Raw genomic sequence first — 16498 nt, forward strand, 5'->3', positions numbered from 1 at the left:
TCTCGAAAACTGCAGGCACGGGCCGGTCGAGCTATGTGCCGGTGTCCCCGCAGATGGCCACGCCGGAGACTGATGCTGTCACCCACCAGGAGCGGACGAGCTCCGCACGCTCCCGGGCACAAGGGACTGAGCTCATGCCTCCCATCCCGGAAACCGCTGACGAGCATACGCGCAGTTGAGCGGGCGGGGATAAGTTTGCGGCCCCGGCCCCACACTCCGTCATCCTGACGAAGGTCAGGACCCAGATGGTAAAGGGAGATTTTTGCCAGGCGGGCTCAGATCGAATGTCGGCGATGTGCGGGATAAGTGCGCATTCGCGACCACCCAGCTCTATGAACTGGGCCCTGACTGAAGCCAGCGCCCGCGAAAGCGGGTGTCAGGGTGACGGTGCTTGTTGCGGCACTCTCACTCTCTCTTCCAACCGCCTTATTTTTCCCGTACGAAGGCCTGCGCAGGCAGGCCGCAGATCCGGGACCGACCGAAAGTCGTCTCAAGCGATGCGCTTCCCGTAGATCCCGGCGCTCCGCCCGGCCTTCGCCGGGCTTTCAGCCGGGAAAAATGGGAGTGTTTAGGGTGGGGGTTGAGGTTTGCGCCCCCCTACTCCGCAGCCTCAGCGGGCGGCTGGTCGGCCTGGCTGGTCTGGCGGGCCTGCCATTTCGCCAGCAACTGTTTCGATGTCGCGCGCGAACCGTCGGGCGACCAGCCCGGCGGGGCGAGGAGATACAGGGCGGCATCGCGTAGCGAGCGGGCGTGGCGCATGTCGTCGATAATGCCCCACCATTCATGCAGGCTGATCTTCAGCGGGTTGTAGGTGCCCAGGTTTTTCACGATGCCATAGCGGCATGTCTCATTCTCCAGCTCGGGCTGGAATGTGCCGAACATCTTGTCCCAGACGATAAAGACACCGGCATAATTCCGGTCGAGATAGACCGGATTGGTGGCGTGGTGGACCCGATGGTGCGAGGGCGTGTTCATCACCGCCTCGAACCAGGCCGGGCATTTCTTGATCGCCTCGGTGTGGATCCAGAACTGGTAGATCAGGTTGAGCGAGCCGACGAAGGCAATCATCGCCGGATGGAAGCCCAGCAGGATGAGCGCCGAGCCCAGCCAGAGGAATTTCAGCGTCAGCGGGTTGAGCCAGGGCTGGCGCAGCGCGGTTGTCAGATTGTAGTGCTGGGAGGAGTGGTGAACCACATGGTCGGCCCAGAACCAGCGCACGGTGTGGGCAAAACGGTGCGACCAGTAATAGACGAAGTCGTCCAGCACGAAGGCCAGGATCCAGGCCCACCAGGCAAAACCGATATCGAAAAGCCGGTGCTCGTAGACGAACATGGACCAGATCGCCAGCACGGTACCGAACAGCACGGCCGACACAGTGTTTCCCAGCCCCATCACAAGACTGGCCGCACTGTCACGCGCCTCGAACCGGGCACGGCCTGTCGCTCGCGCAAACAGCATCTCGGCGAAAACCGCGATCACGAAGAGCGGGATGGCGATCCAGATCGGATCGAAGTTTTCCACAAAAGCCGGCACGTCCATGGCTTACCCCTTCAGTGCGTTGAGCCTGTCGGCCCAGGATTGCGCCTCATCGGCCGAACTGAAACTCAGCCGGGCCGGCGCGAAGGCAAAATCGTTGAGACGCAGCAGCAGGGAGCCGTCTGCACCGGTTTCAGCAGCGCGCACACTGCCCGGGCCGAGATAGCGAATGACGAAATCGCTGCCGCGCGCGACCAGCAGGCCGATGGTGCGCCCGTCGCGGGACGGTATGAGCGCACTGAGACCGTCAGGCGTCACCAGTCCGCCCTCGCCGGCCTCATATCCCACGGAATCGGTATCGAGCCGGGCCACCGCATCTTCCAGATCGCGGAGCCGGGCGGGCTCGGACAGGCCGAGCCACATATTCAGCACCACCATGGCGGTAATACCGAGAACGGAACCGGCCAGAACGATGAGCAGCATCACGCTCTCCGAAACAACAACGGGCGAAGGCTAACCAGCCTTCGCCCGCCGTCAAAGTCATTTTTGAACGATGTTCACTAGCCGCCACCTTTCTTCCCCACATCGTGGGGAAGTGGGCCGCAGTGAAGCTGCGGGTCGAAGGGGCCCGGCGCACTGCGCCGGGAGGGCGGTCGAATCTGTCGCTGACCTTCTTCCGCCTGCGCTTCGCTCCGGCGGCCCCTCCACCACGCCTCCGGCGCGGTCCCCCTCCCCGCTGACGCGGGGAGGAAAGACCCTGTTCACTAGCCGCGGATGCGGAGCGTCACACCATAGGTCTGCGGATCACCGGGATAGGCGTTGTAGCTGGCGCCCAGATAACCCACCGACGGGAAGCCACCCTTGGTGTAATCCTCGTCGAAGATGTTGCGGCCCCAGAACTGCACCGCCCAGCTGTCGCTGTCCGACCCGATCGTGACCGAGGCGTTGTACAGCGTGAACGCATCCTGGGTCGCGAACGGACGCGGATCCTGCGACGTCGTGTGCTGGAACTCAGAGACGTAGGTCATCTCGCCGCGCCAGTCGATTTCCCAGCCATTGTTCAGCGGCGTGGTCAGGGTCGCGGTGAGCGAGCCGACCAGTTCCGAATTGCCACGATCGCGGCCCGTCAGATCGTTGAACAGCGCGGTGACACCGGCATCATTGGTCCGCTCATTGCCCGGTTCGCACAGGGCGAAGTCCGGATCGCCGGCATCCCACACGCCGGAACCGTCAACATAGGTGTCCGGGCACGGCGCGAACTCGTAATCGCCGTACTTGCTGTCGATCAGATAGGTGAAACCACCCGTGAAGAGCAGGTTGTCGACCGGGGACCACTGGCCCTCGAATTCGATACCCGACACTTCGATCGAACCGGCGTTTTCAAGCGCAAAGCCATTGCCGACGAAGTTGTTCGTCTGGAAGTCCTCGATCTCCTGGTTGAAATAGGCGATCGCATAAACCATGCGGTTGTCGAACAGCGAGCCCTTGGCGCCGATCTCGAAGGAGCGCGAGATCTCTTCCTCGAACTCGAACACGCCGGTGAAGGCCGCATTCGTCGAGACGTTGAACCCGCCCGGCTTGAAGCCGGTGGCATAGCTACCATAGAGGTTCAGCGTGTCGGACACGTCATAGGACAGGATGATATTGCCCGAGAAGTTCGTGTCGGTACGCGAGGTCGGGAAATCCGCCGCGCTGACCGGCTCGAAGTTCTGGAAAGCCGAGAATCCCAGCAGCGGATTGAGCGCCGCCATGCGCGCCTGAGCTTCGCTCAGCGGCTGGGTCGGGTCGATCGGCACACCGGCCTGGGCCAACAGCGCCGGCACGAGATAGGCACACGCATCGCCGCCGATGATCGGGAAGAGCGTCGGATCGCATGTCGTCGGCGTGACCAGGCGCAGATCGCGCGCCAGATCGACGAAGGAGAAAGCCGACATCGGATCGGGCTGGTCGATGGTGGTCACCATCTCCTTGCTCTCGTCCGAGTAGCGGCCGCCCAGCGTCAGCGTGAAGCGATCGGTCAGGTGGAAATCAAGCTGGCCGAACACCGACCAGGCTTCCGTGTCATACTGGTAGTCTTCCAGGATGAGGCCGTGCGACGTCGCGATGAAGCCTTCAGCCGGCGTCGTCGGCAGAGCCGCATTGCCGGATGCGAGCGGGACAAAATTCCCCACACCGGCTGCCTGGTTCATGTTCAGGAAGAATTCCAGCAGATCGACACCGCCAGACCCCGGCGGCAGACCGAAGGCCGAAATCAGCTGCTGGGCCGTCGGATCGGCGGCAGACGCCGCATCGAAGAAGTTCCGGGCATCAGCGCCGTACGGCGTGGAGTTCGAGAAGTGGAGGCGGTTGTTGTAGTAGAAAGCGCCGCCCATCCAGTCCATGAAGTTGTCGCCGGTCGAGGTGACCCGGAACTCCTGGGTGAAGCTGTCATAACGGTTCTCGATATGACGCAGGCTCACCAGGTCGAGATCCGAGAAGTCGGCGTCGAACAGCTGGTCTTCATCATAGCGGCGAACCGCCGTGATCGAGGTGAAGGTGAAGGCTTCGAAGTCGTGATTGACCTCGGCCGAGATACCACTGGTCGACAGCTGGGTGTTCAGGTCGCCGTCGATCGCGATCCGGTCGCCGCCTTCCGGATCGGCCGGAACCGCCGTACCGCCGAGACCGACAAGCGCGGCCTGGTCGATCGGGTCGTAGAAGGCGAACGGGGCCGCACAGCAATTCTCGTCGATCCCGCCATAGTCGGCAATGATGCGGACCTCGGTATTGTCGCCCGGATTCCACAGCAGCTGGCCGCGGAAGGTGTGGCGCGAACGGTTATTGGCATCGCGACCGTCAACGACGTCGATATAGCCGTCGCTCTGGTGCATGGAGCCATCGAGGCGCAGCGCCATCGTGCTGTTGATCGGACCGGTGACGGAGGCGCGCGCAATGTGCGTGTTGTTGTTGCCGATCGTCAGCTCGCCCACATAGCCGAACTCGTATTCCGGCTGCTGGGTGATGATCGACACCACACCGGCCGGCGTGTTGCGGCCGAACAGGGTGGACTGCGGGCCGCGGATAACCTCGACACGTTCGATCGAGATCAGGTCGTTGATCGCCGAACCGGAACGCGGACGATAGACGCCGTCGATGAAGACACCGACCGACGGTTCCAGACCGGGGTTGAAGCTCGACGTACCGATGCCGCGCAGGTTGAATTCGGTGTTGGTGGACGTGGCGAACTCCGCCACGCGCAGGGACGGAACCAGGGTCTGCAGGTCAGCCGCGTCGCGGATCTGCGACTGCTCGATCTGCTCGCCGGTAACGGCCGCAACCGAGACGGGCGCTTCCTGCAGCGTCTGCTCGCGCTTTTGTGCCGTCACGGTGATGACGTCGACCTGCGCCAGTGCGCCGGACGCACCGATCAGGCCCGACAGAATGGCGGTCGTGCCCAGAACGGCCGCCTTGTTCAGCTTTTTCATGGAATTAACTCCCCTCTTCACGCGGTTTGTATGTGCCAACCGATCCGCGTTTCACATTTGTTATATGAACACCGCTCATGGCGGCTGTCAGCCGGTTTCTCGGATTTGCACAAAATTCTTGTCGGAATTGATGCACGTAATCCTCACCGGCGTTTTCAAACACAGCCTTTCCGCGACCTCTTTTCAAGCCGCTCAACTGTGCTTAGGCTGCCGAGTGAACAGCGTTCATAAGGCTGTCACTGGGGAGACAAATGAAAAAACTTATCATTGGGTTGGTCGCTATAGTTGGCGTTTTGGCCCTCGCCGCCGCTGGCTGGTTTTTCCGGCCCTGGTCCGAATACTCGCCGGCCGAAATCCAGGCTGCGACGCAGCCGGAGCATCTTCCGGACACGTTTCGCCACATGGACGAGGTTTTCCCCTATCGCACGATAGAGCCGTCCGAATCGGCAACGCCGCTGCCGCGGGAAACCGATCAGGCGAATGTCGCCTACACCTTCAACGGGGCCGAACGGACGGTCGATGACTGGCTCGCCGACTCGCGCGCAACCGGTCTGATGGTGCTGCACAATGGCGCCGTGGTGCACGAGCAATACCTCATGGGTTCGACGCCGGAGAGCCGTCACACCTCCTGGTCGGTCGGCAAGAGCTATGTCGCCACGCTGATCGCGATGGCGATCCATCAGGGCCGTATCGCCAATCTCGACCAGACCGCCGAAATGTTCGCCCCCCAATATGGCGGCACGGATTATGGCCAGACCACGCTGCGTCACCTGCTGATGATGTCGGCCGGTGTGGATTTCGAAGAGGATTACGGCGCCCCGGATTCCGATATCCGCCGCCTGTTCTTCGGCGCCAACATCTTCGGCCGCGATATCGACGCCATGGTCGCCGAAGTCGAGCGTGACCGTCCGGCCGGTGAAGACCTCCACTATGTCTCGGCCAACACCCAGGTGCTCTCGGCCGTCGCGCGCGGCGTCTGGAACGCCCCGCTGGCCGATATCGTCGAGGCGGAGATCTGGGGCCCGATCGGCATGACCGGCGAGGCCTACTGGAACCAGAATGTGCCCGGCGAGCGCGGCATGGCGATCGGCTATTGCTGCCTCAACGCGACGCTCGAGGACTATGCGCGCTTCGGCCAGTTCTACCTGCAGGACGGGGTCTGGAACGGTGAGCGCCTTGTGCCCGAAGGCTGGGTGGAACAGGCCACGCGGCCGAACGCCGATTTCCAGGAACCCGGTCCGGACGCGGTCTATGCCCAACGCGGCTATGGCCTGCACTTCTGGGTACCGGAGGGCTATGACGGCGAATACTTCATGGCCGGTGTCTACGGCCAGTATGTCTGGGTCGATGAGCGCCGCAATATCGTGATCGCCCGCACCGCCGCCGATACGGAATGGGGCGGCCGCACAGCTGAATCGCTTGCCGCGATGCGGGCCCTTGCCGCCCACTACGGCGACCAGCCGGCCCTGCCGGAAGCACCGGAAGAAGAAGACGCTTCCGAGACCGGGGTGCCGGGCGATGAGTGATCTGGAATTCGACTATGTCGTCTGCGGCGCCGGTTCGGCCGGCTGCACGGTCGCCGAACGCCTGTCGCGAGATCCCGGTGTCAGCGTCCTCGTGCTCGAGGCCGGCGGCAGCGACAACAGCCCGATCATCCGCACGCCGATGCTGCTGCAATACGCGGTGACCGGCGAGCAGTTCAACTGGGGCTACTGGACCGAGCCGCAGAAGCATCTCAACGACCGCAAACTCCTCTGGCCGCGCGGCAAGACGCTGGGCGGCTCCTCCTCGATCAACGCCATGCACTACATGCGCGGCGCCAAGGAGAATTACGACGAGTGGGAACAGGTCTATGGCGCCGAGGGCTGGGGCTGGAAGAACGCCCTGCCCGCCTTCAGGGAGGTGCAGCACCAGACCCGCGGCGAAAGCGAGCTGCATGGTACGGGCGGCCCGCTCTGGGTGTCGGACATTGCCCCGCTCAACCCGCTGACCGAGGATTTCCTCAAGGCTGCCGACCAGCTGCAATACAAGCGCAATGCCGACTTCAACGGCCCGGCGCAGGAGGGGTTCGGTCCCTATCAGGTCACCCAGAAGAACGGCAAGCGCTGTTCCGCCGCCGACGCCTTCCTGCGTCCGGCGCTGGAGCGCGAGAACTGCTCGGTGCGCACCGGCGCCATGGTGCGGCGGGTCGTGCTGGAAAACGGCCGCGCCACCGGCGTGGAAGTCGATCTGGACGGAGAGACCACTGTCATCACGGCGCGCAAGGAAGTGATCCTGTCCGGCGGCGCGATCAACTCGCCCCAGACCCTGCTCCTGTCCGGCATCGGTCCCGCCAACGAGCTGCGCGAGGCGGGCGTCTCGGTCGAGCACGACCTGCCCGGTGTCGGTAAGAATTTGCAGGACCATCTCGATGTGACGGCACAGGTCTGGACAAAGTCCGCGACCTCGATCGGCAATTCCCTGCGCTCCCTGCCCCAGCACATGTACATGGTGCTGCGCTGGGCGCTGCGCGGCGACGGACCATTCACGGTGAACCCGGTCCAGGGCGGGGCTTTCATCAAGTCGGCCTATGCCGGCGAGCTGCCGGACCTGCAACTGGTCTTCATCCCGGCCATCTCCAACCCGCACGGCATGGAGAAGACCAGCGGCCACGGCATCACCCTGCATGTCTGCCAGCTCTATCCCAAGAGCCGCGGCGAGATCACGCTGAAATCGACCGATCCCCACGACCATCCGGCCATCCAGCCCAATTATCTGGAGGAGGAATGGGATCTCGATGTGATGACGGACGGGCTGGCCAAGGTCCGCGACATTCTCAACGCGCCGGCCTTCGACCATGACCGCAAGGCCGAGCGCTATCCTGGAGCCCATGTGGCCACGATGTCGGATTTGCGCGACGATGTGCGTGCGCGGGCCGAGACGCTCTACCACCCGACTTCCACCTGCGCGATGGGATCGGGCGATCTGGCCGTGACCGACAGCCGCTGCCGCGTGAAGGGCGTCGACGGTCTGCGCGTGGTGGATGCTTCGGTCATGCCCCGCCTTGTCGGCGGCAATACCAATGCGCCGACCATCATGATCGCAACCCGGGCCGCGGCGATGATCGCCGAAGACAATGCCTGACAACACTGACCGACCGGCCGAAGGAGGCTGACATGAGCGAAGCCGAAGCCAAGCAGATCGAACGCATGAAAGCGATCCTCGAAGCTCAGAAGACGGCCTTTCGAGGGGAGCGGCACCGGCCGCTCGACAAGCGCAAGGCCGACCTCGAGCGGATCGCCAATCTGTGCCGCAACAATCCCGACGCGATCGCCGAGGCGATCTCGAAGGATTTCGGCAACCGGGCGCGCGAGGAAAGCGTGCTGGCCGAGATTGCCTTTGTCATCCAGGACGCCGAGCACACGAAAAAGCATCTCGCCAAATGGGCGAAGACCCGCAAGGTCGGCGTGCCGATGACGCTGTTGCCGGGCAAGGCGGAAATCCGCCGCGAGCCCAAGGGCGTCGCCGGCATCGTCTCACCCTGGAACTATCCCTTCCAGCTGGCCATGGCCCCGCTCGTGGCGGCACTGGGTGCGGGCTGCCGGGCGATGATCAAACCGTCCGAATACACGCCCGCCACGGCCGAGCTGATGAAACGCCTGCTGGCCGATGCTTTCGAGGAAGACCATGTCGCCGTGATCACCGGCGGCCCGGCAGTGGGCGAGGCTTTCACCAAGCTGAAATTCGACCATCTCTTCTACACCGGCTCGACCCAGGTCGGCCGTCTGGTCGCCAAGGCCGCCGCCGAGAACCTCGTTCCCGTGACGCTGGAACTGGGCGGCAAGTCGCCGGCCATCGTCACACCGGACTATCCGCAGGACGCTGCTGCCAAGTCCATTGCCTGGGGCAAGCTGTTCAATGCCGGGCAGACCTGTGTGGCCCCGGACTATGTGCTGGCTCCGAAAGGATCGGAGCGCAACCTGGGCGAAGCGATCATCAATGTCGCCGCGCACCAGTTTCCCGATGCTTCGAGCGATGATGCCTACACGGCCATTGTCTCGGACCGGCACTATGATCGTCTCAACGCGATGATCGAGGAAGCCCGCAAGGGCGGGGCCGAAATCCTGCAACCGGAGCATGACGCCCAGGCCGCACAGGCTGCGCGCAAGATCCCGCCCACCGTGGTGATCAACCCGCCGGTCGATGCCGCGGTGATGACCGAGGAGATTTTCGGGCCCGTCCTGCCGATGGTCGGCTATAGCGAGCTCGATGCGGCGATCGATTTTGTCGGCGACCGCGACCACCCGCTGGCGCTTTATGTCTACTCGACCGACAAGACGCTGGCCCAGCGCGTGCTCGACGAGACCATGTCGGGCGGTGCTGCCGTCAATATCAATCTCCTGCACCTGTCTGTGCCCGACCTGCCCTTCGGCGGCGTCGGCGCTTCGGGCCAGGGGGCCTATCATGGCGAAGCGGGCTTCCTCACCTTCACCCATGAACGCTCGGTCTTCTCGACCGGCAAATGGCACCCCTCCCGCCTCCTCGCCCCGCCCTACGGCAAGATGTTCGAGACTGTGGCCAAGCGGCAGATGAAGTAGTGCAAGCCACGGCCTCCCTCTCCCCCGGGAGAGGGATCGAGGGAGAGGGGGAAGACACCGTCTTTGGTGATCGAAGCGCCGGCCCCGGGGTTCCCCCCTCATCCGCCCTTCGGGCACCTTCTCCCCTCGGGAGAATGGGTTACCGCGCACCCCGTACGCACTTCGACACCGGACAGCCAACCCCTGGCCGGTGTAAATTGCCCGGGAATCACACGCAGCAGGATGCCCGCCCATGTCTCTTCCCCTCACCGGAAAACGCGCACTTGTCACCGGCTCCAGTCATGGCGTCGGCCTTGCGGCCGCCCATCTGTTTGCCGCCCAGGGCGCCGAAGTCGTGCTGCACGGCAATGCCAATATGGCCGATGCCGACAAGGCGGTTCAGGACATCGGACCGGCCGCGCTCGGGGCTGTCCAGGCCGACCTGTCGCGTCCCGGCGGCGGACGCGAACTCTATGATGCCGCGCTGCACCTCGCCTCGGGCCGGCTCGACATCATCGTCAACAATGCCGGCATTCACCCTGCCAGCCCGCTGGACGCCAGCGACGCGGAATGGGAAGCGGTCTGGGCGCTGACCCTGCAGGTCAATCTGATGGCGATGGCGGATATCTGCCGCGCCGCCATTCCCGAAATGGCCGCCAGCGGCGGCGGATCCATCATCAATATCGCCAGCCGGGCAGGCTATCGCGGCGAAGACCGCAATCACATGGCCTATGCGGCTTCCAAAGGTGCGGTTCTCGCGCTTACCAAAACCATTGCCCGCCAATGGGGCGCCAACGGCATCTATGCCTATGCCCTCGCCCCCGGCTGGATCGACACGCGCATGGGCCCGCAGCACGAAGCCGACCGGGCCCGCGCCAAGGCCGAGATCCCGATCGGCGATCTCGCCCAGCCCGAGGAAATCGCCGCCATGTGCGCCTTCCTCGCCTCCGGCGCCTGCCGCAGCGCCACCGGCAGCTGCATCGACATCAACGGCGCGAGCTATGTGAGATAGGCCGGCGCCAATACCCGGCACGCTCACAAAAGCGTTGTCCTGCCGCCCCCTGTCATCCAAGGTTGAACCTTCAGGGTCTGAGGTGCGCGCGATGAAACGTCAGTGGATGGCACTCACTATCGCTACAGCTTTCCTGCTGGCTTCTTCTTCAGCCTGGAGCCAGGCTGGCCGCTATGCCTATGAAGACCGGCGTCTTGATGCCCTGCGTTCCGAGACCCTCACCCGGTTCGAGGGCGAACGCGACTTTCGCCGATATCTGCGCACCTTGCGCCGCGAGGCCGAGCGCCGCGGTGTTTGGTGGGCCGAGGATCTGCCGGATGGCAGCAAGCAGAAATTCGCGCCTGACGCGGCACCGTGCGATCCGGACGAAGTGTGCGAGGCGGACCTGATCGTTGTTACGGGTTCGCGCATCGCGGCACCCAATCCCGTCATCACCAATAGTCAGGAGGCCGGTGTCGACGAAGGCGACACCGTCAAACAGATCGGCGATCACCTCGTCGTTTTGCAGGATGGCCGCCTGTTTTCGGTCGACCTGCGCGGCAATGCCGGGATGCCGATCGCGTTCGCCGACCGGATCGACGTCTATACCGACCCCGACCGCGACATCTGGTATGACGAGATGCTCGTCAGCGGCAATCGCATCATCGTCACGGGCTATTCCTATGAAGACAATGCGAGCGAAATCACCCTGCTCGATCTCGATGCGCAGGGCCGCTTCGTCCGGCTGGACGCATTCCAGATTTCATCGAACGATTATTACGACGTCGACAATTATGCGACACGCCTCGTCAATGGCCGTCTTGTAGTCCACGTTCCGCTGTACATCGCCGACCTCGACTTCTCCGAGGATCAGCCATGGCCGGTCATGCGCCGCTGGGAGAGCGCCCCGGAGCGCCAACAATCGGCCATCCGGCAAATGTTCGGCGCACGGGATATCTTTCGTCCTGTGCAAAGCGTACTGCAGCCGGTGCTGCACACGATTTCTTCCTGCCGGATCAACGCCCCGGCGGGGGCGCCATTTCTGGATTGTGACACCGCGGCCTTCATCGGCGGCGAAGAGTCAGAGTTCTACGTCTCGCCCGCACACGCCTATCTCTGGTCGGCACCGGGGTTTGACGAAACCGACCCCGAGCAATTCATAGCCGCGGTCGAGCGGTGTGCAGCCAAGGACAGCCCGGACGCGCGGGACGTATTGCCCGCTGCCGTGTACCGAATGGAGCTGGCCTCCGGAAGGCTGGAAGTGGCGGCTGCCGCCGGCATGCCCAATGACCAGTTCGCGCTCGACAGCGCCGGCGACCGGTTCCGGGCCCTTGTCTCATGGCGAGATCCACACTGCTTGCAGGCCTGGGCCGACCCGAATGCCCGGACTTTCCTTGCATTCGTCGACATGCCCGAACACCGGTTCGGCCAGCGTTTGGGCCATCTCTCCCCGCGCGACTATATGCGCCTGCCCGGTATACCCTCACCGTTCGGGCTGGAGAACCGGTTCACAGCGGATCATCTCGTCTATGGCTGGTCGCGGGGCGGATACAGCTATGTTCCGCACGAGGATTCCCTGCCCCTCAAGACCGGTCGCCTGGCCATCCTGCCCCTTGATGAGCCCGACTCGGTCATGACGCTCGATCTGACACACAGCCTGTTGCGGCTGGAGGTTCTCGGCGATGGCCTGATTGCGACCGGTTATGTCCACACCGAAGGCACCCATCTATCGAGGCTGGAACTCGCTGAAACGCCGCGCATCTCGGACACCATCCTGCTTGCCAACCGGTTCGAAACCGAGGGGCGCTCACACGCATTCAACGCAACGGTCCGGCCCGACGGGAGCGCGCTGCTGGGATTGCCAACTGCGATTGTACCTCCGCGCTTTCGCTGGTGGTTCCGCAGCACGCAGTCCGACATCTCTTTCCTCGCACTCAATACCGATGGCGCGTTCACGCAGCTCGGCGAGCTGTCGGGGGATGGCGAAGCCGAGGCGTATGTGTGTGAGGTCTCCTGCGTCGACTGGTACGGCAATTCACGCCCGATCTTCACCGGTGACCGCATTTTTGCGCTGTCCGGTTCCGACATCATTGAAGGCCGTCTGTTCGGGGACCAGCTGAAACCCGTTGCACGGCTCGACCTGACGGCTCCACAGGACGTTCAACAACCGGACGGCAGTCTGCCGGTCCCGGAGTCCTCCGCATTGAACTGACCGTTCGCGTCCGTTTTCCGCGAGCGGCGGGCTTTGCGGTTTCCTACATGTCCACCCGGAACTTGCGATTTCGAGGAGGATTGTCGCATGACGCAGGGAGATCTCGCCCGCCGCTTTGCCGCGCTGCATGTGAAGGGCACGCCGCTGGTGCTGTACAATATCTGGGACGCCGGCTCGGCGGCGGCTGTGGCAAAGGCCGGGGCCAAGGCGTTGGCAACCGGCAGTGCGTCCACCGCCGCGGCCCAGGGCTACAAGGATGCCCAGACCCTGCCGCTCGACGCCCTTCTGGCCACCGCCCGGCGCATTGTCGAGACGAGCGAACTGCCGGTGACCGTCGACTTCGAGGGCGGCTATGCCGAAGCGCCCGACGCGCTGGCCGCCAACACGGCCCGCCTGATCGCGACCGGCGCGGTGGGCATCAATTTCGAGGACCAGATTGTCGGCGGCGACGGTATCCATCCCGTCGAGGTCCAGGCCGGCCGGATCCGCGCGATCCGCAAGGCCGCCGACGAGGCCGGCATCCCGCTCTTCATCAATGCGCGGACCGATCTCTTCCTGAAGGAACGCGATGCGGACCGTCAGGCGGCCCTGATCGGTGAAGCCGGGACCCGCGCCGCGGCCTATGCCGAGGCCGGGGCGAGCGGGTTCTTCGTACCGGGGCTGGCCCGGGAAGACCTGATCGGGCAGATCTACACCGCATCGCCCCTGCCCGTGAATGCGATGATGATGCCCGGCATGCCGGATCGTGAACGCCTCGCGGCCCTGGGCGTGGCCCGCATCAGTCACGGCCCCTTCCCCTATCTGGCGATGATGGACGCCCTCAAGACGGCGGCAGCCGAAGCAATCGGAACACCGGTCCCGGCCTAGCCCGGCCCGCCATCCGGCATCGAGTCGGGGTCGAGGCCCATGGCGGTCATCCGGTCGCGCCAGCGCTGGCGGGCGAGGATCTGCATGTCCTCGACCGTGTCGGCCTCGTCGGTGATTTCCAGGCCCAGCAGCGTCTCGACCACGTCTTCCATGGTCACCAGGCCGCGCAGCGTGCCGAACTCGTCGACCACGACAGCCAGATGCCCTTTCGACCGGGTCAGCCGATCGAAGGCGGCGGAGGCGCTGATATCGTCGCGCAGGGTGATGATCTCGCGGCTGAACTCGGCAATGTTCCGGTCGAATTCGTCGCGCGCCTGCGCCAGGAGCAGGTCGGACTTGAGGACATAGCCGCTGACATGATGCGCGGCGCCGTCGAACACAGGCAGCCGCGAGAACGGCGTCTGGGCGTGCGCCTCGAAGAAGGCGCGCACTGTCTCATTGCCATTGACCGAGACCATCACCGAGGCCGGCGTCATGATGTCCTCCACTTTGAGCCGGTGCAGGCGCATCAGGTTGGAGACAACCGCCAGCTCCTTGTCGTCGAGCACGCCTTCGCGGGCGCCGATCTCGGCCATGGCGCGCATCTCGTCGCGCGAGAAGGTGAAGGCGCTTTCACCGGACCGCGCGATCACGCCGGTCAGCTTTTCGGAGAACCAGACAAAGGGCGTCATCAGCCGGGTCAGCCAGAGCACCATCCGGCCGACGGACGGCGCCAGAGATTGCCAGTGCACAGCGCCCAGCGTCTTGGGGATGATCTCCGACAGGACGAGGATCAACAGCGTCAGGATCGCCGAGGTCAGGCCGACGAATTCATTACCGAACACCACGATCGCCTGGGCACCGACACCGGCGGCGCCGACCGTGTGGGCAACGGTATTCAGCGTCAGAATGGCGGCCAGCGGCCGGTCGAGATTGGCCTGCAGGGTCTGCAGGGCCTCGCTGGCGGGATGTTTCTTGCGCCGCAAAGCCTCGACATGCGCCGGCCGGACCGACAGCAGAACGGCCTCGGAGATCGAACACAGGAAGGACACGACAAGCGCGAGGGCCAGATAGGCCAGGAGAAGCGTCATTTATGGGCCGTCATGGGCAGCTGCAGCATGGATACGCGACCGGTCTAGCCTGTTTCGCGATCCATGCCGAGCCTTACCGCAAGGCCGGCCTACCGCATCCGCAGCTCGCGCAGGGCGCGAACATTGCGCGCTCGTACGGCTTCACCATTCTCGTCCAGACGCCGGGCCAGCTTGGCCAGAATGTCCGGTGTCGGCAGGTCGTGCATCGACACCGCGCCGCTCATGAAAGCGCTGGTGCTGGCCTCGGCCGCGACCGCCCAGTGCGTAGCGCCACCAGCGTCAACCAGACCAGCCGCATCGATCTGCGGCCAGCCAGGTGTCTGCTCCGTCTCCAGCTCCACCCGCACCGTGTCGGGCCGGACGCCCTCCGGAAGCACAAAACGCACGACCGGCGCACCGTCATCCGAAGTCCGCCGCTGCGCGCCGCGCGCATTGAGAACAATGTCGCCGGGCGCGATCCGGACCTGTTGCAACGCGTCGGGGATCTGGGTGAAGTGGATGTCGAGATAGCGTGCATCGGCCAGAGGCTCGAAGCCGAGTTCAAGCCATTCTTCGCCGGCATCCGCCGTTGCAGGTGCCCACGCATAGGCGGTTTCGCCGACCCCGCCATCGGGTGCGCCCAGGGCTTGGGATGCCGCGGCACTTGCGACCGGCATATCGCTCCAGTCCAGCGTGTCGAGATAAGCGCTGGCCGCCTCGACACCCTCGTCCTCAAGAACAGCGAATGCTTCCGCCAGCGGTGACGGTGGCACAGCCGCATCGCCGGGACGGTCGAGCATGCGCGTATAGATCAGCCCGCGCAGCAGGGCGAGCGAGCCGGAACGGCCGGCGCTGGAATTGTTCTGTACGGCTGCAGCGACCAGATCGTCCGGGCGATTATCGATCATCAGCACGGAGAGATAGCCATCTGAAGCGCCAGATGCGACCCAGGCCATGGCGTCCTCGCCCAGACCGACCCGCATCCAGCCCATGGCATCATCGCCGTCGGACCCTTCCGCCGGGATCCCCGCCAGCATGATCTCCAGGCTGGCGGGCGAGATCAGGTCACCGGCTTCCAGCGCACGCCCGAAGCGCACCAGATCATGGGCCGTCGTGAAAATGCCGCTGGCACCGGGCAGGCCGCCGCGGAAGTCTGTCACGTCGACCGGGACGCGCGTCACAAGGTCCGGCATGTCGACCCCTGTCGCGATCAGTGCGGGGTTTTCGGGCACGCCATAGGTCGTTGCCTCGAGACCGGCCGGAACCACGATCCAGTTTTCCAGAAGCGCGGAATAGGTATGGCCCGTCGCCCGTTCGAGAACCAGTGCGAGCAGGGCGTAGCCGGTGTTGGAATAGGTGTAGCGCGCGCCGGGCGGGGTTTGCGGCCCCACCGCATTGAGCGCCTGCACCATGGCTTCCGGACCGTCCTCGCCGGCCCCGAGTGCCTCGGTATGATCGCGCATCAGTCCGCCCGTGTGTTCGAGCAGGTGGCGCAGCGTCACATCGCCATAGGACGCCGCATCCAGCTCCGGCACCCATTGCACAAGCGGGTCGTCCAGCGACAGGTCGCCGGTTTCAGCCGCGTGAAGGACCAGTGTTGCGGTGAAGGTCTTGGTGATCGAGGCGATGTGAAACCGGGTGTCCGGCGTGTTGGCCCTGCTTTCCTCCACATCGGCATAGCCGAAGGCCCGTTCGAAAACCGGCGCGCTGGCAGTCTCGACCCTGACCACACCTTCGAACTGGCCGCCCTCCGCCATCGCATCGAGAAAATCGTCAAGTGGGGTGGCGGTCGCGAGTGCTGCCCCCAGCAGCACGCCTGCAATATCGGTAATCATGGATCCCTCCCTCCGGCATCGCGACCACGATGCGGAAGAAAAGCCCCC

The 16498-nt window shown here is 64.3% G+C and carries 11 protein-coding genes; 6 read left to right on the forward strand and 5 right to left on the reverse strand.

Annotation, left to right across the window (positions count from 1 at the left end):
* Positions 1-597: 597 nt before the first annotated feature.
* The 3 genes from JJ918_RS08655 to JJ918_RS08665 all read right to left on the reverse strand — a co-directional run bounded on the left by JJ918_RS08655 (position 598) and on the right by JJ918_RS08665 (position 4940).
* Positions 598-1539 carry a sterol desaturase family protein gene (locus tag JJ918_RS08655; RefSeq protein ID WP_291885894.1) on the reverse strand — a complete coding sequence of 314 codons (942 nt, stop codon included), beginning with the start codon at positions 1537-1539 and terminating at the stop codon, positions 598-600.
* Positions 1540-1542: 3 nt separating this feature from the next.
* Positions 1543-1959, reverse strand: a complete 417-nt coding sequence (locus tag JJ918_RS08660) for a hypothetical protein (protein WP_291885896.1) — start codon at positions 1957-1959, stop codon at positions 1543-1545.
* Positions 1960-2240: 281 nt separating this feature from the next.
* Positions 2241-4940: a TonB-dependent receptor gene (locus JJ918_RS08665; protein ID WP_291885898.1), complete on the reverse strand. Its 2700-nt coding sequence runs from the start codon at positions 4938-4940 to the stop codon at positions 2241-2243.
* Between the two features lie 251 nt (positions 4941-5191).
* Between JJ918_RS08665 and JJ918_RS08670 the strand changes: the two genes are divergently transcribed.
* The 6 genes from JJ918_RS08670 to JJ918_RS08695 all read left to right on the forward strand — a co-directional run bounded on the left by JJ918_RS08670 (position 5192) and on the right by JJ918_RS08695 (position 13566).
* Entirely contained in the window at positions 5192-6466 is a 1275-nt protein-coding gene (locus JJ918_RS08670) for a serine hydrolase (protein WP_291885901.1), read from the forward strand.
* Entirely contained in the window at positions 6459-8063 is a 1605-nt protein-coding gene (locus JJ918_RS08675) for a GMC family oxidoreductase (protein ID WP_291885904.1), read from the forward strand. The genes JJ918_RS08670 and JJ918_RS08675 overlap by 8 nt, the downstream gene beginning before the upstream one ends.
* A 32-nt stretch (positions 8064-8095) precedes the next feature.
* Positions 8096-9517, forward strand: coding sequence for a coniferyl aldehyde dehydrogenase (locus JJ918_RS08680; RefSeq protein WP_291885906.1), 1422 nt, complete (start codon positions 8096-8098; stop codon positions 9515-9517).
* A 232-nt stretch (positions 9518-9749) separates the two neighbouring features.
* Positions 9750-10508, forward strand: a complete 759-nt coding sequence (locus JJ918_RS08685; RefSeq protein WP_271185476.1) for an SDR family NAD(P)-dependent oxidoreductase — start codon at positions 9750-9752, stop codon at positions 10506-10508.
* A 34-nt stretch (positions 10509-10542) separates the two neighbouring features.
* Positions 10543-12699, forward strand: a complete 2157-nt coding sequence (locus JJ918_RS08690) for a beta-propeller domain-containing protein (RefSeq protein WP_291885912.1) — start codon at positions 10543-10545, stop codon at positions 12697-12699.
* Between the two features lie 87 nt (positions 12700-12786).
* On the forward strand, positions 12787-13566 hold the full coding sequence (locus JJ918_RS08695) for an isocitrate lyase/phosphoenolpyruvate mutase family protein (RefSeq protein ID WP_291885915.1): 780 nt from the start codon (positions 12787-12789) through the stop codon (positions 13564-13566).
* Here JJ918_RS08695 and JJ918_RS08700 read toward each other — a convergent pair.
* Together JJ918_RS08700 and JJ918_RS08705 are read right to left on the reverse strand one after the other, a co-directional pair.
* On the reverse strand, positions 13563-14636 hold the full coding sequence (locus tag JJ918_RS08700) for a CNNM domain-containing protein (protein WP_291885917.1): 1074 nt from the start codon (positions 14634-14636) through the stop codon (positions 13563-13565). The genes JJ918_RS08695 and JJ918_RS08700 overlap by 4 nt on opposite strands.
* An 89-nt stretch (positions 14637-14725) precedes the next feature.
* Positions 14726-16450, reverse strand: coding sequence for a serine hydrolase (locus JJ918_RS08705; protein ID WP_291885920.1), 1725 nt, complete (start codon positions 16448-16450; stop codon positions 14726-14728).
* Positions 16451-16498 lie beyond the last annotated feature (48 nt).

The sequence above is a fragment of the Maricaulis sp. genome, from assembly GCF_017642925.1.
Lineage (GTDB): Bacteria > Pseudomonadota > Alphaproteobacteria > Caulobacterales > Maricaulaceae > Maricaulis.